The sequence below is a fragment of the Pusillimonas noertemannii genome, from assembly GCF_003096595.1.
GTDB lineage: Bacteria > Pseudomonadota > Gammaproteobacteria > Burkholderiales > Burkholderiaceae_B > Pusillimonas > Pusillimonas noertemannii.
In genome coordinates this window covers 303,282-324,910 of the sequence record NZ_QEKO01000002.1, presented here as the reverse complement: position 1 = coordinate 324,910, position 21,629 = coordinate 303,282, and the positions used below count along the sequence as shown (strand labels likewise).

Below are 21,629 nucleotides of genomic sequence, written 5' to 3'. Positions count from 1 at the left end.
CGCTGGGTTATGGTGGTCTGGTTGAATGGAAACCGCATGATCAGTAGGACTTGCCGCCGACCTTGGCGCGATTCTCGGGCTTGTGGTCAGCGCGCTGCTGGTTGTAGGCCAGCTTTTCAGCAATGGCCCCGGCAATGTCCAGTTCGTAGGCCCCGGCCAGATCGAAGATGCGAATAACGGCGTCGGCCAGTTCAACCTCTCGCATGGGGCGGTGCGGCAAGTGGTCATCCATGAGGCCCTTGCGGTCGCCTTCCATGGCCTCGGACAGTTCCGATACGGACAGCATCAGCTTGTTGCTGAAACAGTACGGGTTGTCAGTGAGTGGCTTCCCGTCGCGGTCTTGCCACCATCCGGCATCCACCGATGCGGTGTGGCAAACCTCTTTCAGGATTTGGCCGGCGGATATTGTGATGGCGTGAAATTTGCTTTTGCTCATGGCTTTAGTAGTTCCTTGGTGAAATCGACCGCCCAAACCAGCGGGTCATCCTCGGGTTCGCTCTCGAATAGGGAGCCGGTGGGCGGTATTTTGGGTTCGGGTGAAATGAGGTCTTCCCCGTATCCGTCTTCCTTGGCGACGGCGCTCAAAGTCATGGCGCGGATTCGGGTCGGGTACAGAATGAGGCGGCTGGCCCACTTCGGCATGGTCGAAGATGGCTTCCAGAATCGGTACTTGCCCTCCCGGGAAAGCTCGCCATCGGGGCCGTGCGGATCGTCCAGAAAATCGGCGCGGTACGCGATGCCCTCCCGGGTGGTTACGCCCTCATGCATGGGGGTGTAGGTTTCTTTCACCCAAATGGGCTGGCCCACCTGGCCGAACGGGCATTTAAGTGCCGGCGGCGCGGCGGGATGAATCAGGCTGGTGCGGTCGCCGTCGATGATGGAGCGCACTATGTCGCCCGGCAGGCGGATTGAATATTCTTTCATTGGGATGGGTGAAAAAATGCGGTGAGCAACGGGCTATCGCCCGTTGCATCACAACGCAAGTTTCAAGACACAAAACGCTTCGCGAGGCGAGCGCCGACGGCCGTGTTCGAGTTGGACGCGGGGTTGCCGAGGTGCAGGCACCACAGCCCCGCAGTGGACGCGCTCGTCCAAGTCCCGCCCACAAGCGAGAAAAACTCGCCTGTGCTTTCGCGGTAGTAGTGGATGCTCGGTGTCGCCGCCTGCGACTGGTAATCGACGCTCTTGCTGGCAATGAACAGGTCGCCGATATGCTCGCCTTCGGCAAACTCGGTTGCGTAGTATTCGTCGTACGGGGGCGTGTGGCCGGTATTGATCCATGCCCTGGGGTTGGCCGGATCGGCAACATGCACAACCCCGTCAACCAGTTTCAGCCCGCCAAGCCATTGCCAGACATTGCCCCAAAGCCCAGTAATGCCACGGTACGAGGCCTGGGTTACGTCGCTGGCGTCCACTTTGGCCTTGCTGCTTTCATCAATCCGCCCGCGCCCGGTAGTGCTTATGGAGTCCATGGAGGCGTTTTCAATGAGATACAGCCACTGGATGGCCGCAAGCTGGTAGGCGATCCATTGCATCCAGCCATCTTCACCAACCGTATCATTGCGCGACACGGCGCATGCGTGGAACTTGTTCAGGCTCAAGCCCACGGCTGGCACGGTGTCAGGCAATGAGGCCAGCTTCTTGTCGCACAGGCTGGCCTGATATTTCCCGACATAAAAGCCCTTGTCCGGCTGGCCGGCGGTCTTGAAGGCAGAGTGAGGGGCAAATCCGGGCTGCTCCGTTTCGCTGATGAACCATGCCTGGCTGCCAGCGTAGGGGCCGGTCGCAAGGCGGGCGCGCTTGACGTAGAAACGCGGCACCACAACCATGTGTTGCCCGTCAATCTGAACGTCCTTGATTTGCCCGAATACCGGGTGCGCGTCGAAAAACGCCTTGCCCGGGTTGTCTGCCTTGTTGCCGTTGGCGTCGATGCGCTGCCATTCGTAGCCTTTGCCGGCCTTCACCAGGGCCACGCCCAGGATGGTGCTGGGCGTTCCGTTGACCTCTGCCGCATGCAGAATATCCAGCGGCGCGCAGTACGTGAAACGAAGGTTCAGGCGGCCATCGGTGTTCTTGATTTCAAGCGATGATCCGCAGTACCCGGCCTGGGCGGCTTCGGCCATCAGTTCGATGAAGGTGGAAACCTTGTTCTTGATGCTGTCAACCGGGGTAGCTGTGTTGCTCATGCAATTCTCCTAAATAAGTCGTGCTGATTTAGCCCGCTTGCGCAGGCGTCGTTAAGCCAGATAACCTCTGTGCGCTCTCGCGCGCCGTCCGCGAACGCCTTGCGGGCAATTCGCTTCCAGCCTGGGTAGAGGTCTTTGTCGTACAGGTCACATGGGTAGCCAGAAAGAACCACCATGCCCTTGACCGAATGAAGCAGTGCCGCCAACTCGCGGTGCTGCTCGTCCGTCATTTCGTATCGGTACTGCGATACATCGTCCGATGCGCCGTTGGTGCGTGTGCTGTGTGGATATGGCGGATCAACGTAATGCAGCGTGAAATCCGCGTCATGCTGCTTGATGATCGCCAGGGCGTCGCGGTTTTCAATAGTCACGCCCCGGAGCCTGTCAACGATGGCCTTGGCCGCGTCCGGGTAGTTCGCCCAGTCATGCGCTGGCGTGGTGTAGGAGCGTGAGCTATTGGCCCGAAACCCAGTTGATTGTTTGCTGATGGCGGATGATCCGAAGCCCATAAATGAGCGGACTACGGTGCGCCTTGCCTGCTCAATGCTGCTCGAGCTCGGCTCGTAAGACAGGGAAAATTCATCCCGAGAAAACGGCGTCAGTTCCAGCTTGGCGCGCAGTTCGTCGCCGTTGTCGCGCATGACTCTGAATAAATTGACGACTTCGCCATCAAGGTCGTTGTAGACCTCCGCGTATGACCTTGATTTCTTTAAAAGCACGGAACCGCCGCCGCCAAACGCTTCCGTGTAGACCTTGTGGTCAGGGAAATGGCCGATGATCCAGGGAGCCAGCCGCCACTTCCCGCCGTGGTATCGAAGTATTGGGCGGGTTGCCGTCATCTACCCCCCCCCACGTCGCAGCCCGAAGCGGTTGAATGCCCGCCGCAGGCAGTACGAGCGCGCCAGTGATATGGCGGTGTAGAACGTTCCCATCAGCAGGTTTTGCTCAAGGGATATATCCCATCCGAACAGGGGGAAGATGGCGAAATTCGCAACCACGTTGATGGTGTATCCCACCAGCACATTGAAAATCGCCTCGATGGCGCTGCCTTTCTTGGATTGCCCGCTCATGCTACCAACCTCATTGGCTCGTTTGTCTTCCAGTTCGCTTCAATGAGCGCCCGGGCCGGGTGCGGGCTTACGCTGTTGCCAACCATCTTGACCTGGGCCGACTTCGAGAACTTGCGCCCGTCATGGCCGTGAGTGATGATGTAGTCGGGGTGGAAGCCCTGGGCCGCGTAGAGTTCTCGCGGCTCAAGCATGCGCAGCTTTATATCGACAATCACATAGGGCGTACCCTTGATGTACACCGTGACAAGCGCCAGCCTGTCGCGGGTAGTGATTGTGTCGATAGGGTCGCGCAAGTCTCCCCATTGGCCGCCTTCGCTGTAATACCGGATCAGGAAGGCGGCCACGCGCAGCGCGCCGGCTTCGTCATCTTTAGACAGCACGCATTCAGTGAGGGCCGTTTTTCCGCCGCCACCTGCCACTACGGTCGGAGCCGGATCATCCAGCTTTTGCCCGGTGCTATTCCCAAACTGCCTGGTAAGGAAGGCGGTTACTGTGGCGTGATGCTGGCCGCCGGCGCTGATGGTGTGCAGCGGTTCGTCAACGTCTCTGGCGTCGCAATTGCCGCGAAGGTGGGCAAGGTGTGCCGTGACAAGCTGCTGCTGGCTGCCCGTGTTCGTGACGGTCGTCATTGGGCGCTCTGCCGAATGTCCTGGCGTATTGTTGAACCCGCCGTTCATCTGCGCAAGGAAAGCGGTAGCGACTGCCTGGCCCCCGCTTCCTGTTGCTGTGATGGTGTTGAGCGGGCCTTGAATGTCCTTTACGCCAGATCCCCAGCGCTGTACGCCGCCGGGCTTTCCATCGCCGTGCGCGGCCTGGATCAGGATCGGCATTGCCACGGCATGCTTTGTTCCGCCCGCCACGACAGTTCCCAGCGGCTTTTGCATGTCCAGTGAGCGCGGGGCCTGTCCGTCGCGTTCGCCGTAGCCGGTCTGAACCAGTACCGGCGTTCCAAGCATGAGTTCGCCGCGATTCGCCCCGGTTACAGTTTTCAGTGGCGCGTCGATGTTGTGAACCCTGACTTGGCCCTGGTGCGTCACGGGAACGATGAAGGGCTTGGCGTTGTTGATGACGTACCGCTCGACGCCACGGGCGACGCGGCGCATGGTGGCTTCCGCCAATGGCCTTTTTCGGTTGAAGATGGACTTGCCTTCAATAGACCAGTCGATGCACTCGGCTGCAGAACGCCATTTCAATTGCCCGCGCTTGGGATTCTCGAAGTGGGTAGCCAAGGGCCATTCAATCGGCATGCCGTCGCACCGCGCCATGAGGAACAGCCGGTCGCGCGTGGTCGGAGCGCCATAGTCGGCGGCCACAAGACGCCGCCATTCGACCGTGTAGCCCATATTTCGCAGCACGGACACGAACCTCTTCCACGTCTGCCCGGCCTTTTTGGGGTCGGGGATCAGGAATTGCTGGTCAAGTGGAACGCGCTCGCCTTTTTCTGCCACGGTGCCGTCCAGCTTCAATACCCGTCCGGTGGCCTTGTCGCGCTTCGCCACCAGCGAACCCCAGTTCAGGATTTGCTTGACGTTTTCGAGGCTGATGATGCGGGGGCGGACTTGTCCGGCCCAGCGCGCGCCAACCCAGGCCAGCGCCCGTATCTTGCGGTCTCGGGGCTGTCCGCCCTTGGCCTGGCTGTGGTGGGTGCAGTCTGGCGAAAGGTGCAGCCAGCCTACCGGCATGCCTCCCGTGGCTTCGTGCGGGCAAACCTCGAAAACGTCCGCCTTGTAGTGCTTGGCCTGGGGGTGATTGACCTCATGCATGCTGATTGCATCGGGGTCGTGGTTGACGGCCACATGAACATGCTGCCCGGTGGCCAGTTCATAAGCGCTACTCCAGCCGCCGCCGCCGGCGAACAGGTCAACCGTGATTTCACTGGCTATTGGTAGCAGGAATTGCTTTTTTTGCATCTTCATATCCTTGCCGCATGGCGGCGTGTGCGGCCAGTTCGGCCACGTAGAGCGTTTCCACGTCCAGCCTGCCCAGCACGGCGTCAATCGTGTTGACCGCAACGCGGATCGGCGCTATGTGGTGTGGCTTTGGGGTGTGGCCGGCGGTCACTAACTCGCCGATTTGGTTCATTGCCCGCGCGCCGCCAGCGATCAGGGCGAACTCGCGCGAAAACGCGGGCTTGCCCTCCAAGGCAATGCCCACCAGATTGATGTTTTCGGCGAGGTTGTCGTAAGCATCGAGGTCTGGCCCGGCGGCCAGCCTTACGATGCTTGTGTGGATGATCAGGGCTATGTCGTCGCGTAGCTTGGTGATCGGGATTCTGGCGATGCGCGGGGTGTATTTCTTATCCCTGCGCTTTTTCTTCATGCCGGCGCGTTCGCCCAAAGGATTTCACGGTGGCCGTTCGGTTCCATTGCAGAAACGATGCCGTCCCTCTCCATTCGCTCAAGGTGCCGGGCTGCCTGGTTGTATCCGATAGCCAAGTGCCGTTGAATGGCAGAAATGGACGCAACCTTGTTTTCCAGAACGACATTGACGGCCAACTGATAGGGTTCATCGTCAGGGTCGCCGATGCTTTCGCTTGTAACGGTGGCCGCTGGCGTGTCGGTAGCCTTTTCGCCGCCCAGCGCTTCAACGAGGGATGCAATCAGGCGGGCCAGTTCGCCGGTCATGAGCGTAAAGTCGGAATCGAACTGTTCGACTTCGTTCTGTGCCGCGCTGTCCTGATTCTCGCGCAGCACGTCCAGGGGCGTCACGCGCTTAATGTCCAGCCCCTCGGTCAGCACGAACGAAACTCGGTCGGCCCAGGTCAGCGCCAGGCGCGTGCATTGCTTTCCGGCCTGTACGTGCTTGCGTACATCGTCAATTTCAATGCTTTGGCGCACATAGCGCACGGCGGCGCGGCTTTCGCTGGTGGAGCTAAGTTCGCTGTCTTGGTCAATGCTGAAATTGGCGGGCGCTTCGTCGTCAATCAGCCAGTTCGTCATAGCGGCGGCGGGCGATTGTTCGACGTAAAGCGGTGTCACGGGGAAGGGATCAATGGCCTTTGCCAGCATGCCCAACACTTCGTCGCTTTTGGTCGAAGAGGATGCGTCAATGACAAGCCAGCGGTTTTTCGTGTCGATCCAGGCGCGCGTGTCGCGGTACGAACTGAAAGCCTTGGGTAGCAGTTCGTCAGTGACTTGCTCCTTGATTTCCTTCATCTGCTTGCGGCCAGGCTTGTATCCCTGCTGCTCTTCGATTTCCTGGGCCTTGGCCTTGGCAACCTGATTGACCACCGATGCTGGCAACAGCTTTTGCTCCGCCCGCAGGCTGATCAGAAGCTGGCCGTCCAGGGCATGCACGAAACCCTCGCCGTCGCGCGGCTGAACCCAGCCGGTGCTTTGCATTTCGCTCGCGCCAATGGGCTTGTGGGCGGCTTTTTCGAGCCGTTCGGCCAGTTCGTCGGCGGATAGCGTCCAGTTGGACAGGCGGAATACTTTCAGATTTTTGAACCACATGGGTTAATCCTCATTAACAATTTTGTTGAGTTTGTCGAGTTGCGCGTTGCTGATGAACATGTCTTCGCCGTACCGCTCGTACTTGGCCTTCATGTCCGCAACGAAGGTTTCTTCCCAGTCGCTGCCGGCGGCCATGCGCGCGTCTTCAAGCAGTTCCTCGAAGTCGTCAATATCGGGGAAGTGGTCAATTACCTTGCTGCTCATGCCGGAACCTCTTCGGCTGTGGGCGAGTCGGCGGCCTCTTTGGGGGCGTCGTCTTCGTCTTCGTCGCCTTTCGCCGGGTACGCCCAGGAAAGGTCGGGAAGGCCCGGCCCGCGTTCGGTTTTCATGGGCATCACAAGGCCCAAGATATTGAGGTCGCTTAGCATGTCACCAAAATGGATGACGGCTGCCGCGTTCCCGTTGTGCAGTAAGGTGGCTGCGGGTAAATTGGGGTGGTGAAGCTCCTTTGCAATCGCGAACATTTCCTGCAGGTAGCGCGAATTGAACATGGCGACCTCGCCCGTCACGCCATCTTTCGTTGTTTTCTTAACGAGGGCGCGCCAGTTGGGGAAGTTCCCTTCAATCGGCTTGAATTGGGCCTGAAATTCATTCACTGGCGGCAGGCCGGCGCTCCACTTTTCCCCGTGCTTTTCGAGTTCGATTGACTTGGCTTGCGCCGGACGCTTGCCAGCCGTCAGCATCGTCACAATTTCCTTTGGGATGATGAAGCGCACGTCTCCCTGAATGTCGTTCTTCGCCTTGTGCTGGGCGGCCATGATCCGATGGCCGTCTGTTGACACGCAAGTGGTTGAGTCCTTGGTGGCTTCAATGCAGACGCCGCATAGGTAGTAGCGAATATCGAAGGCCGGAACAATGCGCGAAACGGCTTTGAGCGCCTTCGCGTCAAGCTGAATTTTTGTCATTGACTTTTTCCATGAAAATGGACGCCGTAGCGTCCATGGTGTGAGTGTGAAGAGGGGCGCAAGGCACCGCTTGGCGGCTGTCTTGGCCTTGCGCCCTCAATCAAAAGGGATGTCGTCATCCATATCAGCAAGGCTTGTTGCTGGCGCGCTGGGCGCTGCTGGGCGCTGCTGTGCTGGTCTGCCGCCTTGCCGGCTGGCGGGCTGCTGGCGTTGCTGGCTGCCTCCGTACCCGCCGCTGTTGCCGCCGCTAAACCCGTTGTCGTCGCCGGAATCGCCACGACCGCCCAGCATTTGCATCTGGTCGGCCACAATGTCCGTGCTGTAGCGATCCTGGCCGGTCTCCTTGTCCTGCCACTTTCGGGTTTTCAGGCGGCCCTCGATGTATACCGAGCGGCCCTTGCGCAGGTATTCGCCGGCGATTTCGGCCAGGCGGTTATAGAAGACGACCCGGTGCCATTCGGTTTCTTCGCGACGCTCGCCGCTGGCCTTGTCCTTCCATTGGCTGGTGGTGGCGATTGACACATTGCAGATGGCCGCGCCATCCGGGCTATAGCGAACCTCGGGGTCTCGCCCGAGGTTGCCTACGAGAATGACTTTATTGACTGATGCCATGGCTCATTCCCGCTTATGCAGCTTCGGGGGCGGGATCGGCATACAGATCCGTCACGTTCTCGTAGGGGAACGCTTCGACGTTGCGCTTGATGTTCTGGCCGAAGTACGACCCCTTGGACTCAGCCTGCTTGAAGGCTTCGAACTGCGCCGCGTCGAAGTTCGCGTAGTGGTAAACGCTGCTGATGCCCCGCTTGTTGGCGGGGAATTTGACCGCCAGCGTATTCGTCTCCGGGTCATGCCCGATGGCCGCGATTTGCGACGATTCGACCGAATCCATAATGATGGGGGTGCGGGGTTTGATGTTGGTATCCATTGTTGGCCTCTTGAGGGTTCGCAGGCGGCCAGGCCGCCCGCATGGTTGATGATGGCCGTCAGGCCATTTCGTGATGCTCGACGCGGACGCTTTCGATATGGTTGATCAGGGCTACGCAGATGCGGTCGAAGTCGCTTTCGTGGTACAGAACCGCGCCGCGCTCTCGCCCTGCCGGCTCGAATCCGATGCCTTCCAGAAAGCCCGCCGTCATGGTGAAACCCAGCCGCCCGCAAATGTTGCCGATCCGAAGATCAGGGGCGTCATGGTATTCATGCTGTGCTGCGGGCGCTGGTGCTGGCCGATAGGCCTGGCGAACCGGCGCGGCCTGACTCTGTGCCGGGGCTGGTGCCGCTGCTGGCTGGGCGACAGGGGCCGGCGCGGCTGCCAAGCGCGCTTTCTCGGCTTCTTCTTCGCGGATTTTGGCGCGATCCCGCTCAATCCTTTCTTCCTCCATTTTCTTGTGGTGGGAAATCCGGGCGTTGATCACCAGCACCAAGTCAGCGTTTTCCTTCATGACAAGCTGCTGGGCGTCGGTGAATAGGAACGAATATTCGTCAGCTTCCGTGCGGAGCGTTTCGAGGTTTTCGTCAATCTTGTCAGCGATCATGCTGGCTTCGATCTTCGCCGCCGCCACGGTGCTGTCTGCCGCGTCCTGCAGGGTGGCGATGGTTCGCTTACCCTTCATGGCCGTGGCAATGTCGCAGGAAACCTCGGGCATGCGCACCGTTCCGAGCCGCTTATTCAGCGCCGCGATATGGTCGGCAAAAGCCTTCTTGCCAGCGGCCAGAATCTCGTTCCGGCGGTTCTCCTTCATGGCCTTCACAAGCCGATCCAGTTCCAGTCGAGTGCTGCGCGTCTCTTCGCCGATGGCGTCCAGGGTGCGGAACAGTTCGTCAATGCTGGTGGTTTGGGCGAGCGCATGGCGTTTTGCAGCCGCGAGCCGGTCTTCAACGTCCTTGCACCACTTGACCGTCTTTTCGGCGTCGGCAAAGTGCTGGTCGGTAACGAGGTCGCGGTTGATTGCCCCGATGACGCTTAGGGCATGCTCTCGAAACGCCTGAAGGTTGCTGTCCGTCACCATGCCAGTGACTTCGATTCGAAGCGCCGGCAGGTTTTCAGGGGAGCGGCCAACGGCCTGGGGCTTTTCGTCCACAACTTCGTACGTGGCAAGGTCATTCTCAAACTGCGCCCAGCCCGCCAGCAGCAGGGCGGCGCGGCCATCGACCGGCGTGTACTCCATCCAGACGAATTTCTCGCGGGTGCCGTCCGATACCACGAAAATGGCCTTTTCAGCCTTGCTGACAAGCAGTTGCTGTTCAAGCTGCCAGAAGTACTCCGGCGGAAGGTTGCGCTCTCGCACGGCCTGGGCCAGTGTCTCGTTCCACATTTTGTGCTCGAAAATGACTTCCCCGAGCATGGTGATTCCGTCGAACGACGCCAGAATCCGTTCTTCGTCGTCGGTGGCGGTCGTCGGGAAAAGCTCTTCCCCAATCATTTCTTCGACAATCACACGGGCCGCCGCTTCGTATTCGTGGCCTTTGTCGAAGAGGTTGCGCTGAACCCAGTCGCTGTATTCGCGTTCAGCGCCTGTCGCCTTCATGCGCAGCAATTCATTGCGCATCATCTTTGTGGTGGCCGACATCATTACCGGGGCTTCGCTGGCGGTGAGGCACTTGAAGCGCAGGGCCAGCCATTCCGGCGAGCCTTGAATTACGTTATGGACTTTCATGTGGTTTCCTTATGCCGTGACGGCTTCCATGTTCTGAATGGTGCGAAGTTGCTGGGCGCTTAGCGTGTACTTCGACCGGATATTGGCAATAAGCTGCTCCGTTTTGAGCCGCCCCGAGTCGATTGCCTCTTGCCACTTGGCCTTGTTCTCTTCAATGCTCTGGTCGGAATATGGCGGCAGTTCCTTGCTGGCCGGCTCTTCGTGCGTGGCGGTTTCAGCCGGCCCCATGTCGCGCATTTGATAGCCGTCAATCGGTTCAAGTTCGTCGTTGGTGTGGACGCCGAGGATCACGTCAGGCGCGTAGCGGCGCGCCCACTTGCGCACAGCCAGGTAGGTAATCTGCTGCTGCGGGTCGGTGGCCCACTGGGTTGAGAATCGCGGGTAGGCCTGGGTCATCATGACTTTGATTTCGCGCGGAACGGCCTCGCCACGGATCAGGCAACTGCAAATAACACCGAGGCCGATTTCATCGGATGGCTTCCAGCCGGCCACGTAGTATTTCCCGCCCTTGTCCGATTTGCGCTCTTCGACCCGGCCTAGAATCTTGTCCCAGTCGCCGATGAAGGTGAACTCGGGGCGAGTCTCGATGGGCGCGCGCGCGATTACAACGGCGTTCACAAGCTGGGCCTCGTAACCCAGTGTGCCGCCCTGGGTCAGGTGGGTCTTTTGGGCCACGGCAAACGGGTTCATTTGCCATTGCATCGCCTGGATGGTGACGGCGGCGCAGTCTGCTGGGTTGCCCTGCAGGTGGCGCGGCACGGTGGCGCTGCCTTTTGCCATCATGTCGGCAAAAGCCATTACCTTGTCGAATGAATTGGGGTCGAGGATCAGCGCGCTGGTGCTTGACTGCGCCTGGTCGGGGAGTGTTTGAAGTTCAGACATTTCTCATTTCCTTGTGGTGTCACTATTCGCAGTTGTCGAACTGGTGAGCGTTTGAAAATTCAGGGTTGTGATCCGGGTCGGCCCCGTTGAGCCAATCCCGGTACTGCCCGGAGCGCCGCTCTTGATGGATGGCTTTGCAGGACTTTGAACAGAATCGGCCCCAGCCGCGCCGGCGGTCGGCTACGCGGGCCTCGAATGGCGATTGGCATGCCTTGCACTTCACGGTTACGGTTTTGCCGGCCATGTCAGAATCCAGCCGCCGCGCCGACGAACATGAAGAAAGCGCCAGCGCCGATGAATGCCGCCGTGTACCCGATGGCCGGTAGCAGGGGGATTTTGTCGCTGTTGGGGGCGTATCCGCCCTTGCCCTCGAAGCGATATTCCTGCGAAGGCTTCAAGCGCCTGTTCGGGCTGTAGGGGTGCCGGGTCGATTCGCGCTTGAACATCAGCGGGGCCGAATCATATGCAGCGGCAATTTCGTTGGTGGTTTTGATTGCGGTTTTCATAGGACGCGCTCCATGTGATCGGCCCGGCGGAGTGCCGGCCTTTCGATTTGGGGGTTTTTTGAGGGGAATTTGAAGATGGACGCCGGGCGCTACCCGTATGGCGTCGGCGCGAGGCCAGTGGCTTATCATCGCGTTTGTCCTTGGCTGGCCCGATTACAAGTCGGGTGCCTGACGCTTTCCTGCGACCATCACATAGGCGGGCTGGGCGCTGCCCCAGCTATACGAGAGACATGGTTGTATTCGGGCTTCGGGGGCGTGGCCTTGGCGTGCCCCTTGTCATCCGACCTCTTTCTATCAGGCCCATGCGTTCGTGCGTGTCTCTAGGGAGCGACCCAGCTTTCCACGCCGCCGCCTATGTGATGGCCCTGCCGAAGCAGGGCCTGCTGTATTTGCTCGTCATTACACGTTAGACAGGCTCAAGCATGGGCCTCGGCTGCCCGCCGTAAGGGATTCGGCTTTAACCATGTCCGGCATGGGCCTGTGCGCGTTCAGGCTCGCGTTATTGTGTTGCCCGTCTTCCCAGGCTGCCCACCAGATCAAGCACCCAATCCCTCGGAATGCCCAGGCTTTCCCTCACATGAGGCACCCACGCGAAACGGATTGTTGGGCCGGGTGGAAATCAGAGGCCCGTAACTCTCTGGCTGCCGGTGATAGTGAAGCGCGCTCCGCCGGCTGTTGCGTCCGCCCCTATCTTTCGACCCCGGCGGCTAGGGAACTGCCCTTAATCGTCGTATTTCTCCTGTGCCGCGTATTCAACCTCGTCGGCATCCATGTCAACCGTCAATCGCGTTCGGCCAACATACATAGCCATGAGAATTGAATCGAATCGCGAAATAACGGTCGGCCTGGATGATGGGGTCACATGACCATCCCGGAATTTGAGCGAGTACACCTCACCCTCTTTGTTGAATGACAGGGCTATGTCGGCGCTGTATTTGTTGCTTTCGCGCGTGTAGATTCCGAAAGAGGCACTGCCAACCTTCGGGTTTCTATCCAAGTAGAGGTGGCGGTACCCGTGGTCGGATTCTTCGTACAGGGCGTAGAAGGCCTCACCCTCTTCATAGGTCAGGCTTTCGCGCGCCATTTTCAAGAGTTCCGACATGCTCACCATGGCCGGAACTTCGGGCAGTGCCGATTTTGCGGCTTCGGCCAGGGCTGCGTTCACGGTCTCGAAGTTTGCGCCGTGAACTGCCCCTTTCAGCGCTTCATTCAGGACGTGCTGGAATTTCACAACGTCATCCAGGCCCAGGCCGTGTGGCATGTGCTCCTTAAATTGCGCTTCAAGCGCTTCCGAAAATTCGCTTCGGTAGCCGGTCGCGGTGCGTATGGCGTTGGTGATCGCCTCGGTTACGTGCTTGTTCAGGATCGGGGCGAGGTTTTCAGGGGCCAGCGCATTGGACACTGCCGCCGAAAGATCGAGGTTGATTTTGATTTCCATGATTTTTCCTGTTTGGTTGGGGGTGGCGATTGCCGCACTGGGCGCGGCGTGTGGGTGGACTATTTCAGGCGGCTCGCCTCAAGGATAGGCAAGCCGGCTTCGGTGGGAACGTAGATAATCTGCGCGCCCTGGCGTTGCGCCTCTTTCAGCCCCTCGATGTAGAGGTAGCGAAGGTAGCCTTCCGGGCCGCCAAGGCCATCAGCAACGATACGGTTGGCTTCGGCGACACCGTGGGCGCGGGCAATCTCGGCGTCTGCGAGCAGTTGAGCGGAGTCCTTGATGGCCTGCGCCTCGCGCACCTTGATTTGCCTGTTTGCTTCGGCCTCGGCCATTTGCGCCTGACCGCTCATTGAGCGTTGCCAGACATTCACATAGGGGTAGGAAATAACCGCCGCTATGGCAAGAGCCAGCGCGGCAATGCCGAGTGACTTGCTTACCCCATCGGCCTCGCCTTCCGAGGAAATGCGAATCAGCGCTATGCCTATGCAGGCCAGGGCCAGAAGTCCAAAAACAATCAAAGCAGCCATATTTTTCTCACGTAAAAGTTGGTTGTTTAGCGCGCCTGCGCTTCAGTAAGCACCCATTGCGGGCGCTTACCAAAGCGGCCTGTTGCCAGGCCCTTTTCTTCGGGTTCGGCGGAATATTTCATCCGTTTGAGATTCCCGACGACTCGGATCAAACAGCCCGTGAGGGTTGGCCCCTTCGTGGCTGACGCATTACCCGCCATGCTTTCCAATTGGCGTTCCAATTCCCCCGAATTCGATGGAATTGAAATCGGCAGATCGCTTTGCAGTACAGCGCTCGGAACACCGAGCCTGCGCGGTTCTCTGTTTTTTCGTGGGATTTGCTTCTGCCCCCACGTAGTCGGGCAGGCCGCGCGTTCCCTTGCGGGCATCGCGGCGATTCATCGAGCGGGTTGTTAAAGAGCGTTCTAAGTCTCTTGTTAATAGACTTGATGAAACGAAGTATAGGTATCGTGGACGCATAAGTCAACAAAATCGGTACAGATAAATCTATCGGGGGTGGATTTATTTGTAACAAACTAGGTTTTGGGGTCAAAAAGCCCCTTTAAAGGGGCTTCGTCTACTTGGGCGGGGCGGCCCTACTGGCTATTACAGTGCTCAAGGGCGCGCCGGGCGTCCTGGGTGAGGTCTGCAACAAGGGATGCAAGGTTCTCTTGCAGGGATGGGCTAAGTTGGCGGAATGGTGCAAAGCCGGGGCCGGACAGGGAGGCAGTGAGGGCTTCGAGCTGCAAAAGCTTGTTGATCCCGGACTGGTAGGACGAAAGGCTTAGCTTGATGTGGGGCATTGCTTCTGACTTCTTCTGCGGGGGCGGGCGGGTTGCTGCATCTGTGCTGGGGAGCGTAGCTTGGTCATACGTCACGATGCTTCACCTTCTTTCATAACGCGGGCCGCTGTACGCAGGGTTGCTTCTAGGACTGATGTTGTTGCCACTGGTAACTTCCTTTGTTGAATAATGTCACACTGACATCGACCTGAATTATGCCACTTTGTAAGATTTTGGGGCCAAAATGCCACCATTCTTTTCATGCTTACAAATTGGTATCCTTCGGGCAATCAGCGGAGGATAGGCGCGTAGTGACACCAGAAAGCAAGTACGAGAAGTTCAATTTGCGTATGCCGCATGGCATGCGGGCAAGGCTTGCCAAGGCCGGGGAAAAGAATGGCCGCTCAATGAATGGTGAAATCGTCGCGCGCTTGGATAGCAGCTTTGATACCGCTCAAAGCCAAGAGGAACTAATCAAAACAATCCAATGTCTGCGCGCCGCCGTGGAGTCTCTAACCATAGAGCTATCGGCGTTCAGGGAAAGGCGATAGCCTGGAAAGCAGCAGGTTGCGCGCCGCCCGGCACTCAATGAAGGCCCTGGCATGGCCGCCCCGGTCGGGGTGGTGAAGCATGGCCGCCTTGGCAAAGGCTTTCTTGACCGCGCCAGTCGTTACCGGCCAGGCTTCCACGCCAAGCACGCCCATCGCCCACTGAATATCGCCCGCCGGCAGATCCAGCACCGGCTCACTGAACCGCCCGCCCGGCCTGAATAGGGCCTTGGCCCGGGCGCGCGCGATGGGTTCGTGTACGAAATGGGCTTTCAGCGTCTGGTGGTAGTACCGGCCCGTTTCCTCAAAGACGGCCCGTTCGATCATGGCCGTGTAGATGACGCCCGCCTGCCAGCCGCGCCGCATGTGTTCGCCCGTGCAGTACGCGAACCGATCAACAAAAATGGTCTGTGGGGTCTTCCTGACGACGCGGTGCCGCTTCCAGTTGGGGGCGGTGGAAATATATTTTTCGTTGTGATCCGCGTAGACGAATTCAGGAACTATTGCCTCGGCATCCAGGCCTGGCGGCGCGCAAAACGCCGCCTCTGCCTCTTTTCTTCGCAGGTAGGCCCTGGCATACCCTGACACGTCCGGCGCGACCCCCGTCTCTTCCTGGCGCTTGTGCAGGTCGGCCAAACCCAGACCATCCACCTCAAAAACTGGCGGCAGGCCCATCAGGTAGTGAATCCGGGTTTCCCAAGCGACAAGAAAGTGACGCCCGGATGATCGGCGAAGGCTGGAAACGAGCATGCCGGGCTGGCGGGCCATTTCCCGCAGCCGTTCATTGAAGTGGTGGTTGTCGCCGTCGCCTATGCGAATGTCAAACTGGCTGTGCCGGCGCAGTAGGCCATGGGCGTCCGGTTCGATCCCTGAAAACAGGGGCGGTCTGCGCACGTCATGGCCGGGGTAAATATCCCAAACCGCCCATAGGTATTGGGAGGGAACCGGAAGAGCGCCCGCCGCCGGGGTGCTGCCCTGTATCGGCGTGGCCGAAAAGAACAGCTCTTCCATGCATTACCTCATGGCCTCAAGTTCGTCCGCCCTGGCCGCCGTCATGGTCGCCACGCAATCAGCGGCCTCAAGCCCGGCCATCTGCCCGCCGTCCTCATTGGGGGCGCACTGGCTGTCACGGTCTTTGATCCATTGGCGCTGGGCTGTCCGTAGCGCGTTCTTGTCGTTGACGGCCATTGCCGCCTTGTAGGCCGCATTCAGGCGGGTGTCCTGGCGCTGGGCTTCGGCGTTGGCGCAGTCGATCATTTCGCCGGTCGATTCGGCGGCCTCGATGCAGGCCTCGTAGCCGTTGGCCGCCGCGCTGGCGGGGGCGCTTTGCGCGGTCAGCTTGCCATACCGGGCCTGCAGCGTGTCAGCACCCACAAGCTGGATGGCAAACTCGCCCGATGATCGGTTGATCCACTCCACCGTGTACCCGTTCTCGACAACCCCATCGCTGCGCCGCACGTCCGCCAGGCAGGCGCGTATCGCCGGGTCGGCGTAGACCTGGGCCACGGCGTCAACCGATATGGCCCGGATGCCGCCGGCCCTGGCCGCAATCAGCGGGTTTTCGCGGATATTGCGATTGATGGTGTTGACCACCAGGCCGGTTACTTGGCTGTCTCCGCATTCGGGCGGGGCCTCTTGCGCCAGCGCGCCGGCAGAAAAGGTCATGATGATGGCTGCCAGAAGGGTTTTTGTAGTGTTCATGCTCTTGCTTTTTATTGAACGCGCTTCCCGCGCATTGCATAGACGATCATCCCCAGGACTTCAAGCGATTCAGCCTGGGCCGGTTCGATTTCAAAAGAGCCGTGCAATTCGTTGTCCGACTTTGCTGTGATGCTCATTGTTATCGGGTTGCGCACGATCCGCTTGACGAAGACTTGGCCCTGCAGGCGGAAGGCGTAAACCGCGTTGCCCTTCATGTCATTGACACCGCGATCCACCACAAGCAGGTTTCCCGCGCTGAACGTAGGCTCCATGCTTGAATCGGCGTGAGGCAATAGTGACAGGTTCGCCAGGCTGGTTATGTGGGGCATTTCCGAGCGGATGAACGACCGGGTGAAGCGGATTCGTTCCGCGACAAGCTCAATGCCCGGGTCGTCAGTGCCGTACCCCAGTTCGAAGGCGGCGTTTCGCACGGGTAGGTAGATTTCATTCTGCTTGGCCTCTTCGGCATCAAGCCTTGCCTGCCATAGCTCAAGCGGTAGGCCCGGCAAGGGTTCCGGGTAGCCCGTCACGCTGATGATTTTTATCAGGTTATCGAAGCTGGGTTCATGGCGCTCGCGCTCCCAGGCGGAAATGTTCTGCTTGGAGATCCCGAGCGCGTCTCCTAATTGTGGCTGTGTCAGCCCGGCGAACTCCCGAGCATTACGCACCCAGTCACTAATTTCCATCCATTGACCCCTTTTTACTTATGGTTTTCGAGTGTAGAGAAAATCTATACGCGACAGGTCTATATTTAGTTGACCAAATGCGTCCAGAAAACGTATACTCTGCGTCATGGATACGAAAACCGTTCACCCACTTGAGACTGCCGCCGGCCTCTTCGGATCAGAAGCCGCCCTCGCGCGCGCCCTGGGCCTGACTCGCGGCGCGCTGAATCAGTGGAAGCAGGAGGGTCGAGAAGTCCCGGCGAAGTACGCGCCCCGGATCGAGCAAATGACCGGGGTGCCGTGTGAGCTTCTTTGCCCGAGCGTGGACTGGTCGATTGTTCGCGGCAAGAAGGCCGCATAACCACAAAAGCGAGACTGCACATGAGCACCACCCCCAAGCCCGATGAAGCCGAACAGCCCGTGGATAAGCGAATCCCCATTGGCCCAACGGACGTATAGATCAATGAACTGTCGAGCAGCCGGATACCAATCGAAAGAACCACGACACCACCAGTTCGTCGCTGGGGAAGGCGCATTGCTCCCAGGCTTTATCGACAGCCAGTTCCAGCAGGGCCGCATATTCGGACTGGGCGGACTGATTAGCAGTAAGCATGTTTATCTCCGGTTTTTAGTACGTGTTTTTATTTTTGCCCTTTATTACCTCTCAACACCACACAACAAAATTGAGGCGACATGAGCAACCAAATTTCACTACCAACAATCGTTACCCCAAACGAGGTCGCGCGCGAGAAAACCCTGGGCGGCGCAATCGAACTTTGCGCCAAGGCTGGCGGGTATTCCCTGGACAAGACCTTACAGGCCGAATTGAAAGTTGATAAGGCGCAGTTCTCACGGTGGACAAATGGAACCGAGGGGATTATCTGGCCGAAATTTGAATTGCTCATGGACACCTGCGGCAATGATGCGCCGCTGTTGTGGATGCTCCACCGTCGCGGCTATGACGTATCCAGCCTGCGCCGCCTGGAAACCGAGACCGAAAAAGAAAACCGCCTGCTGCGGGAAGAAAACCTTGCGCTTCGCCGCGTACTTGCTGCGGGCGTGTCGGCGTAATGGAAGTCCTGTTGCTCAAGACCCCGCAAGGCTCGTTTGTGCCGCTCGATGAAGAGCAGGCCGATGCGTGCCGCCGGTTCAAGGTCGGGTCAACGATCCGCGCCGAGGTGGCGTCTATGCGCAACTCGAAGTTTCACCGCAAGTTCTTCGCCATGTTGGACATTGGGTTCGACGCCTGGGAACCGCCCGAGGCGGAACACCGTGGCCTGCCGGTTCAGAAAAACCGCAACCGTTTCCGCAAGGACTGCATCATCGCCGCCGGCTTCTACGACGCGGTGGCGAACATCAATGGCGACGTGCGCGCCGAAGCTCAAAGCATCAAGTTTTCCCGCATGGAGCAGGAAGACTTCGAAAAACTGTATTCAGCCGTGGCAAACGTCCTGCTGCAAAAAGTGCTGACCAACTACACGCGGCAAGACTTGGATGATGTTGTCGCTCAAATCGTGGGGTTTGTATGAAGGGGCGCAGCGTCAACGCGGAAGAGAAACGGTTTCACGACATGCTGGCCAGCCATATCGGCTGCATTGCCTGCTCGAAGGATGGAATTTTCACTTCCTGGGTGTCGATCCACCACATTGACGGGCGCGTGAAGAAAAACGCGCACTGGTGGGTTCTGCCCCTGTGCGGCCCGCACCATCAGGACGCCGGAATACCGGGCGTCATCGCCGTTCATCCCTGGAAGGCCCGCTTCGAGAAGAAATACGGCTTCCAGTTGAGCTTGGTGGCCGAGTGCATCCAGATTCTGCTGGATCGTGGCTGCGCGGTACCGCATGCCGCCCTGGTTGCCAACGGCATGGCCGAAGAGGTGGCGGCATGAGCATAGAGACCCACGCCCTCACATTCATAGATCCCGATTGCGGGAAGCCGTCATTTCACGTCAACCGTATTCCGGTTGTCGGAGAGCTTGTGCTGGCGGAAAACTTCGAATGGCTGGACGGCGTGCCGGCCATGCCGGGGGAAAAGTTTGTTTGCGGTGGATGCGGTCGCGGGTTTGTGTCCAATGTGTACGGATACGTGGATTACCGCCTCACCTTTGAGGAAAACTACCAGCCGCGCGTAGGCCCCGATGAAGAGGTGGCCGCGTGAACTGGAAGCATGATGATCTGGCGAACGACCTGGCCCAATTTGTCCGGGGCAAATCAGACCGCATTGTATGGACTGATATGCAGCTTGGCCCATCGGGTTCACCCCGGCCTGACGTGTATTCAGTGCCAATGTCGTACGCAAGGTTCCAGCCCATTGCCTACGAGTGCAAGGTTTCCTTGTCGGATTTTCGCGCTGACGTGACAAAAGGCAAGTGGTTGGATTACCTGCGTTTTGCCTGCGCCGTCATCTTCGCCGTACCCGAGGGCCTTATCAAAAAGTCCGATCTTCCAGATGGCTGCGGCCTGATCGTGCGCGGGCCGAACGGCTGGCGGACGGTCAAGGGGCCAACCATGCGCCCACTGGAAAACCTGCCGCGCGACGCCTGGGTGAAGCTGATCATTGATGGCGTCAGGCGTGAGGCTGAACGAAATAAGCCGAAAGAGGTAAGCATCTGGCAGGCCCTGTATGCCATGAATGACCGACTGGGCAAGCAGGTTGCAGAAGCCGTCAGAGACCGCGCCCATGCGGATATGGAGTACGAGCACGCCACCGAAATGCTGCGCCAGGCCGCCCGTGACGCGGATGCCGAATACCGGGATCGCATTCAAAAAGCCAAAGATCGGGCGAACGAGGATATGTCGCGCATTGACTCCGCCCGTGGCGAACTGGCCGAAGCGCTTGGCCTGCCTAGATCCGCCAGCGCGTACGAAATCGCAAGCGCCGCCCATCGTGCTGCAGCCGCGCTTGATCGCGATGAAGTGATCCGTGGCCTTCGGCAGAATTTTCGGGAAATCGAGCGCGCCGTCGAGAGCGCAAATGCACCGATGCCGGCCATAGCCCGGGCGGGCGGCGAGAGCAAGCCGGGGGCGCAACCATGAGGCCGTACAGGTTAGAGCGCGGCCACTGCCTGGATCTGTTGAAGACCCTGCCCGATGAAAGCGTCGATAGCGTTGTCACCGACCCCCCTTACGAGCTTGGCTTTATGGGCAAGGGGTGGGATAGCAGCGGCATCGCCTACAACGTCGAGGTTTGGCGCGAAAGCCTGCGCGTGCTGAAACCCGGCGGCCACTTGCTTGCGTTCAGCGGAACGCGCACGTATCACCGCATGGCGTGCGCTATTGAAGACGCTGGGTTCGAGATTCGCGACCAAATCGGCTGGCTGTACGGCTCCGGCTTCCCCAAGTCGCGCAACATCGCCGAACAGGACATGTCGGGCGAGGATTCCGCGCAATGGGCTGGATGGGGAACAGCGCTCAAGCCAGCGCAAGAGCCGATATGCGTGGCACGCAAGCCCCTTGATGGAACCGTGGCTGGCAATGTTCTTGAGCACGGCACGGGGGCGCTGAATATTGACGCTTGCCGCGTGCCGGCGGAAGCAATGCGCCCGAACACAGGAAGCGGCGGCCTTCCGCGTCGTCATGAGGATGAATGCCGGGGGCGTGGCACCGTTACGCAGCCGCATAGCCTGGGCCGCTGGCCGGCGAACATCATCCATGACGGCAGCGAAGAGGTGCTTGAGGCTTTCGCCCAATACGGCGAGCGCGGGGCGAGCGCCCCCGTCAAGGGAACCGAGGCGAGCGCCGCCAGCACCGGACTGATTACTGGCGAGCGTGCGCGCGTTGCCGGGGCGTTTCATGGCGATACCGGCACTGCGGCCCGTTTCTTCTACAGCGCCAAGGCCAGCCGCGCGGACAGGAATGAGGGGTGCGACGGTATCCAAGACCGCGAAGGCGGCATGAACAGCAACACCAGCGGGCAGCACATTACCCGCCGTGACGGATGGAAGCCAGCGCCCGTCAAGAACAATCACCCCACCGTCAAGCCCACCAGCCTTATGCGCTACCTGTGCAGGCTCGTAACGCCGCCCGGCGGCACGGTGCTGGACATTTTCACGGGAAGCGGATCGACCGGCAAGGCCGCCGTTCTGGAAGGCTTTGAATTCATCGGCTTCGATCTGGATAGCGACGACCAGGGCAGACCGCTTGGGTATCTGGATATAGCGCGCGCCCGGATCGAGTACGCCTACCTGCAGCGCAGCCTGTTGGATGCGGAGGGTCAGCCGCAGCCCCAGCTTGATCTGTTCTCAAACGAATACCAAAAAGATGGCCCGGCGTCAGTAGCTGCTGACCCGGGCCGGTTCATTGAAATTTCATAAGGACTCGCAATGAATACGTCAA

29 protein-coding genes and 1 pseudogene are annotated in these 21,629 nt (G+C 59.3%); 8 read left to right on the top strand and 22 right to left on the bottom strand.

Annotation, left to right across the window (positions count from 1 at the left end):
• Window positions 1–40 precede the first annotated feature (40 nt).
• The 18 genes and pseudogenes from C7440_RS08615 to C7440_RS08530 form a co-directional block, all read right to left on the bottom strand.
• Window positions 41–436 carry a nucleoside triphosphate pyrophosphohydrolase family protein gene (locus tag C7440_RS08615; RefSeq protein ID WP_116518215.1) on the bottom strand — a complete coding sequence of 132 codons (396 nt, stop codon included), beginning with the start codon at window positions 434–436 and terminating at the stop codon, window positions 41–43.
• Complete coding sequence (locus tag C7440_RS08610; protein ID WP_116518214.1) at window positions 433–924, bottom strand: hypothetical protein; 492 nt, start codon at window positions 922–924, stop codon at window positions 433–435. Before C7440_RS08610 ends, C7440_RS08615 begins: the two co-directional genes overlap by 4 nt.
• A 62-nt stretch (window positions 925–986) precedes the next feature.
• Window positions 987–2,186: a hypothetical protein gene (locus C7440_RS08605; RefSeq protein WP_116518213.1), complete on the bottom strand. Its 1,200-nt coding sequence runs from the start codon at window positions 2,184–2,186 to the stop codon at window positions 987–989.
• On the bottom strand, window positions 2,183–3,025 hold the full coding sequence (locus C7440_RS08600; RefSeq protein ID WP_116518212.1) for a DNA adenine methylase: 843 nt from the start codon (window positions 3,023–3,025) through the stop codon (window positions 2,183–2,185). Before C7440_RS08600 ends, C7440_RS08605 begins: the two co-directional genes overlap by 4 nt.
• Window positions 3,026–3,256: a DUF7220 family protein gene (locus tag C7440_RS08595; protein ID WP_116518211.1), complete on the bottom strand. Its 231-nt coding sequence runs from the start codon at window positions 3,254–3,256 to the stop codon at window positions 3,026–3,028.
• Entirely contained in the window at window positions 3,253–5,166 is a 1,914-nt protein-coding gene (locus C7440_RS08590) for a DNA cytosine methyltransferase (protein ID WP_116518210.1), read from the bottom strand. The genes C7440_RS08595 and C7440_RS08590 overlap by 4 nt, the downstream gene beginning before the upstream one ends.
• The gene (locus C7440_RS08585) at window positions 5,129–5,575 is read right to left on the bottom strand and encodes a hypothetical protein (protein WP_133244278.1); all 447 of its coding nucleotides are present in this window, start codon (window positions 5,573–5,575) and stop codon (window positions 5,129–5,131) included. Before C7440_RS08585 ends, C7440_RS08590 begins: the two co-directional genes overlap by 38 nt.
• A complete protein-coding gene (locus C7440_RS20090) occupies window positions 5,572–5,781 on the bottom strand; it encodes a DNA translocase FtsK (RefSeq protein WP_279305859.1) in 210 nt (69 codons plus the stop codon). Before C7440_RS20090 ends, C7440_RS08585 begins: the two co-directional genes overlap by 4 nt.
• A gap of 33 nt (window positions 5,782–5,814) precedes the next feature.
• A pseudogene (locus C7440_RS08580) lies at window positions 5,815–6,708 on the bottom strand (recombination-associated protein RdgC); the annotation flags it as partial.
• Between the two features lie 3 nt (window positions 6,709–6,711).
• Window positions 6,712–6,912, bottom strand: coding sequence for a hypothetical protein (locus tag C7440_RS08575; protein WP_116518207.1), 201 nt, complete (start codon window positions 6,910–6,912; stop codon window positions 6,712–6,714).
• Window positions 6,909–7,613 carry a DNA polymerase III subunit beta family protein gene (locus C7440_RS08570; RefSeq protein WP_116518206.1) on the bottom strand — a complete coding sequence of 235 codons (705 nt, stop codon included), beginning with the start codon at window positions 7,611–7,613 and terminating at the stop codon, window positions 6,909–6,911. The genes C7440_RS08575 and C7440_RS08570 overlap by 4 nt, the downstream gene beginning before the upstream one ends.
• Window positions 7,614–7,709: 96 nt before the next feature.
• Window positions 7,710–8,225 carry a single-stranded DNA-binding protein gene (ssb, locus tag C7440_RS08565; protein WP_116518205.1) on the bottom strand — a complete coding sequence of 172 codons (516 nt, stop codon included), beginning with the start codon at window positions 8,223–8,225 and terminating at the stop codon, window positions 7,710–7,712.
• Between the two features lie 13 nt (window positions 8,226–8,238).
• A complete protein-coding gene (locus tag C7440_RS08560; RefSeq protein WP_116518204.1) occupies window positions 8,239–8,538 on the bottom strand; it encodes a KTSC domain-containing protein in 300 nt (99 codons plus the stop codon).
• A 58-nt stretch (window positions 8,539–8,596) separates the two neighbouring features.
• Entirely contained in the window at window positions 8,597–10,267 is a 1,671-nt protein-coding gene (locus C7440_RS08555; protein WP_116518203.1) for a YqaJ viral recombinase family protein, read from the bottom strand.
• Between the two features lie 9 nt (window positions 10,268–10,276).
• The gene (locus C7440_RS08550) at window positions 10,277–11,149 is read right to left on the bottom strand and encodes a RecT family recombinase (RefSeq protein WP_116518202.1); all 873 of its coding nucleotides are present in this window, start codon (window positions 11,147–11,149) and stop codon (window positions 10,277–10,279) included.
• 245 nt (window positions 11,150–11,394) lie between these two features.
• Window positions 11,395–11,655, bottom strand: coding sequence for a hypothetical protein (locus C7440_RS08540; protein ID WP_116518200.1), 261 nt, complete (start codon window positions 11,653–11,655; stop codon window positions 11,395–11,397).
• Between the two features lie 721 nt (window positions 11,656–12,376).
• Window positions 12,377–13,093 (bottom strand): hypothetical protein, encoded by a 717-nt coding sequence (locus C7440_RS08535; RefSeq protein ID WP_116518199.1) that lies wholly within the window; start codon window positions 13,091–13,093, stop codon window positions 12,377–12,379.
• A gap of 59 nt (window positions 13,094–13,152) precedes the next feature.
• Window positions 13,153–13,620, bottom strand: a complete 468-nt coding sequence (locus C7440_RS08530) for an SPFH domain-containing protein (protein WP_207775396.1) — start codon at window positions 13,618–13,620, stop codon at window positions 13,153–13,155.
• 1,072 nt (window positions 13,621–14,692) lie between these two features.
• On the opposite strand from C7440_RS08530, the gene C7440_RS08520 reads away from it, so the two are divergent.
• Window positions 14,693–14,932 carry an Arc family DNA-binding protein gene (locus C7440_RS08520; RefSeq protein ID WP_165832505.1) on the top strand — a complete coding sequence of 80 codons (240 nt, stop codon included), beginning with the start codon at window positions 14,693–14,695 and terminating at the stop codon, window positions 14,930–14,932.
• Here C7440_RS08520 and C7440_RS08515 read toward each other — a convergent pair.
• The 3 genes from C7440_RS08515 to C7440_RS08505 are packed head-to-tail and all read right to left on the bottom strand — an operon-like array spanning window position 14,906 to window position 17,316.
• On the bottom strand, window positions 14,906–15,940 hold the full coding sequence (locus tag C7440_RS08515) for a hypothetical protein (protein WP_116518196.1): 1,035 nt from the start codon (window positions 15,938–15,940) through the stop codon (window positions 14,906–14,908). The two genes, C7440_RS08520 and C7440_RS08515, sit on opposite strands and share 27 nt — an antisense overlap.
• Before the next feature lie 3 nt (window positions 15,941–15,943).
• Window positions 15,944–16,630 (bottom strand): lysozyme inhibitor LprI family protein, encoded by a 687-nt coding sequence (locus C7440_RS08510; RefSeq protein WP_207775395.1) that lies wholly within the window; start codon window positions 16,628–16,630, stop codon window positions 15,944–15,946.
• A gap of 11 nt (window positions 16,631–16,641) precedes the next feature.
• Window positions 16,642–17,316: a LexA family transcriptional regulator gene (locus tag C7440_RS08505; protein WP_116518195.1), complete on the bottom strand. Its 675-nt coding sequence runs from the start codon at window positions 17,314–17,316 to the stop codon at window positions 16,642–16,644.
• A 106-nt stretch (window positions 17,317–17,422) separates the two neighbouring features.
• On the opposite strand from C7440_RS08505, the gene C7440_RS08500 reads away from it, so the two are divergent.
• Window positions 17,423–17,656 (top strand): transcriptional regulator, encoded by a 234-nt coding sequence (locus tag C7440_RS08500; protein WP_116518194.1) that lies wholly within the window; start codon window positions 17,423–17,425, stop codon window positions 17,654–17,656.
• A 99-nt stretch (window positions 17,657–17,755) separates the two neighbouring features.
• On the opposite strand, the gene C7440_RS19845 is transcribed toward C7440_RS08500, so the two are convergent.
• A complete protein-coding gene (locus C7440_RS19845) occupies window positions 17,756–17,908 on the bottom strand; it encodes a hypothetical protein (RefSeq protein ID WP_165832504.1) in 153 nt (50 codons plus the stop codon).
• 80 nt (window positions 17,909–17,988) lie between these two features.
• Between C7440_RS19845 and C7440_RS08495 the strand changes: the two genes are divergently transcribed.
• From C7440_RS08495 to C7440_RS08470, 6 genes are read left to right on the top strand one after another with little or no spacing between them, the layout of a single operon-like run.
• Window positions 17,989–18,366: a hypothetical protein gene (locus C7440_RS08495; protein WP_116518193.1), complete on the top strand. Its 378-nt coding sequence runs from the start codon at window positions 17,989–17,991 to the stop codon at window positions 18,364–18,366.
• Entirely contained in the window at window positions 18,366–18,824 is a 459-nt protein-coding gene (locus C7440_RS08490) for a DUF1367 family protein (protein WP_116518192.1), read from the top strand. Before C7440_RS08495 ends, C7440_RS08490 begins: the two co-directional genes overlap by 1 nt.
• Window positions 18,821–19,183: a Ref family recombination enhancement nuclease gene (locus C7440_RS08485; RefSeq protein WP_116518191.1), complete on the top strand. Its 363-nt coding sequence runs from the start codon at window positions 18,821–18,823 to the stop codon at window positions 19,181–19,183. Before C7440_RS08490 ends, C7440_RS08485 begins: the two co-directional genes overlap by 4 nt.
• Window positions 19,180–19,452 (top strand): hypothetical protein, encoded by a 273-nt coding sequence (locus tag C7440_RS08480; RefSeq protein ID WP_116518190.1) that lies wholly within the window; start codon window positions 19,180–19,182, stop codon window positions 19,450–19,452. Before C7440_RS08485 ends, C7440_RS08480 begins: the two co-directional genes overlap by 4 nt.
• On the top strand, window positions 19,449–20,330 hold the full coding sequence (locus tag C7440_RS08475; RefSeq protein WP_116518189.1) for a hypothetical protein: 882 nt from the start codon (window positions 19,449–19,451) through the stop codon (window positions 20,328–20,330). Before C7440_RS08480 ends, C7440_RS08475 begins: the two co-directional genes overlap by 4 nt.
• 38 nt (window positions 20,331–20,368) lie before the next feature.
• Entirely contained in the window at window positions 20,369–21,607 is a 1,239-nt protein-coding gene (locus C7440_RS08470; RefSeq protein ID WP_207775394.1) for a DNA-methyltransferase, read from the top strand.
• Window positions 21,608–21,629 lie beyond the last annotated feature (22 nt).

What these genes read in the sequence shown, in the direction of transcription:
- C7440_RS08615 (WP_116518215.1), bottom strand. Translation starts at nt 436, where the DNA reads ATGAGCAAAAGCAAATTTCACGCCATCACAATATCCGCCGGCCAAATC.
- C7440_RS08610 (WP_116518214.1), bottom strand. Translation starts at nt 924, where the DNA reads ATGAAAGAATATTCAATCCGCCTGCCGGGCGACATAGTGCGCTCCATC.
- C7440_RS08605 (WP_116518213.1), bottom strand. Translation starts at nt 2,186, where the DNA reads ATGAGCAACACAGCTACCCCGGTTGACAGCATCAAGAACAAGGTTTCC.
- C7440_RS08600 (WP_116518212.1), bottom strand. Translation starts at nt 3,025, where the DNA reads ATGACGGCAACCCGCCCAATACTTCGATACCACGGCGGGAAGTGGCGG.
- C7440_RS08595 (WP_116518211.1), bottom strand. Translation starts at nt 3,256, where the DNA reads ATGAGCGGGCAATCCAAGAAAGGCAGCGCCATCGAGGCGATTTTCAAT.
- C7440_RS08590 (WP_116518210.1), bottom strand. Translation starts at nt 5,166, where the DNA reads ATGCAAAAAAAGCAATTCCTGCTACCAATAGCCAGTGAAATCACGGTT.
- C7440_RS08585 (WP_133244278.1), bottom strand. Translation starts at nt 5,575, where the DNA reads ATGAAGAAAAAGCGCAGGGATAAGAAATACACCCCGCGCATCGCCAGA.
- C7440_RS08575 (WP_116518207.1), bottom strand. Translation starts at nt 6,912, where the DNA reads ATGAGCAGCAAGGTAATTGACCACTTCCCCGATATTGACGACTTCGAG.
- C7440_RS08570 (WP_116518206.1), bottom strand. Translation starts at nt 7,613, where the DNA reads ATGACAAAAATTCAGCTTGACGCGAAGGCGCTCAAAGCCGTTTCGCGC.
- ssb (WP_116518205.1), bottom strand. Translation starts at nt 8,225, where the DNA reads ATGGCATCAGTCAATAAAGTCATTCTCGTAGGCAACCTCGGGCGAGAC.
- C7440_RS08560 (WP_116518204.1), bottom strand. Translation starts at nt 8,538, where the DNA reads ATGGATACCAACATCAAACCCCGCACCCCCATCATTATGGATTCGGTC.
- C7440_RS08555 (WP_116518203.1), bottom strand. Translation starts at nt 10,267, where the DNA reads ATGAAAGTCCATAACGTAATTCAAGGCTCGCCGGAATGGCTGGCCCTG.
- C7440_RS08550 (WP_116518202.1), bottom strand. Translation starts at nt 11,149, where the DNA reads ATGTCTGAACTTCAAACACTCCCCGACCAGGCGCAGTCAAGCACCAGC.
- C7440_RS08540 (WP_116518200.1), bottom strand. Translation starts at nt 11,655, where the DNA reads ATGAAAACCGCAATCAAAACCACCAACGAAATTGCCGCTGCATATGAT.
- C7440_RS08535 (WP_116518199.1), bottom strand. Translation starts at nt 13,093, where the DNA reads ATGGAAATCAAAATCAACCTCGATCTTTCGGCGGCAGTGTCCAATGCG.
- C7440_RS08530 (WP_207775396.1), bottom strand. Translation starts at nt 13,620, where the DNA reads ATGGCTGCTTTGATTGTTTTTGGACTTCTGGCCCTGGCCTGCATAGGC.
- C7440_RS08515 (WP_116518196.1), bottom strand. Translation starts at nt 15,940, where the DNA reads ATGGAAGAGCTGTTCTTTTCGGCCACGCCGATACAGGGCAGCACCCCG.
- C7440_RS08510 (WP_207775395.1), bottom strand. Translation starts at nt 16,630, where the DNA reads ATGAACACTACAAAAACCCTTCTGGCAGCCATCATCATGACCTTTTCT.
- C7440_RS08505 (WP_116518195.1), bottom strand. Translation starts at nt 17,316, where the DNA reads ATGGAAATTAGTGACTGGGTGCGTAATGCTCGGGAGTTCGCCGGGCTG.
- C7440_RS08500 (WP_116518194.1), top strand. Translation starts at nt 17,423, where the DNA reads ATGGATACGAAAACCGTTCACCCACTTGAGACTGCCGCCGGCCTCTTC.
- C7440_RS19845 (WP_165832504.1), bottom strand. Translation starts at nt 17,908, where the DNA reads ATGCTTACTGCTAATCAGTCCGCCCAGTCCGAATATGCGGCCCTGCTG.
- C7440_RS08495 (WP_116518193.1), top strand. Translation starts at nt 17,989, where the DNA reads ATGAGCAACCAAATTTCACTACCAACAATCGTTACCCCAAACGAGGTC.
- C7440_RS08490 (WP_116518192.1), top strand. Translation starts at nt 18,366, where the DNA reads ATGGAAGTCCTGTTGCTCAAGACCCCGCAAGGCTCGTTTGTGCCGCTC.
- C7440_RS08485 (WP_116518191.1), top strand. Translation starts at nt 18,821, where the DNA reads ATGAAGGGGCGCAGCGTCAACGCGGAAGAGAAACGGTTTCACGACATG.
- C7440_RS08480 (WP_116518190.1), top strand. Translation starts at nt 19,180, where the DNA reads ATGAGCATAGAGACCCACGCCCTCACATTCATAGATCCCGATTGCGGG.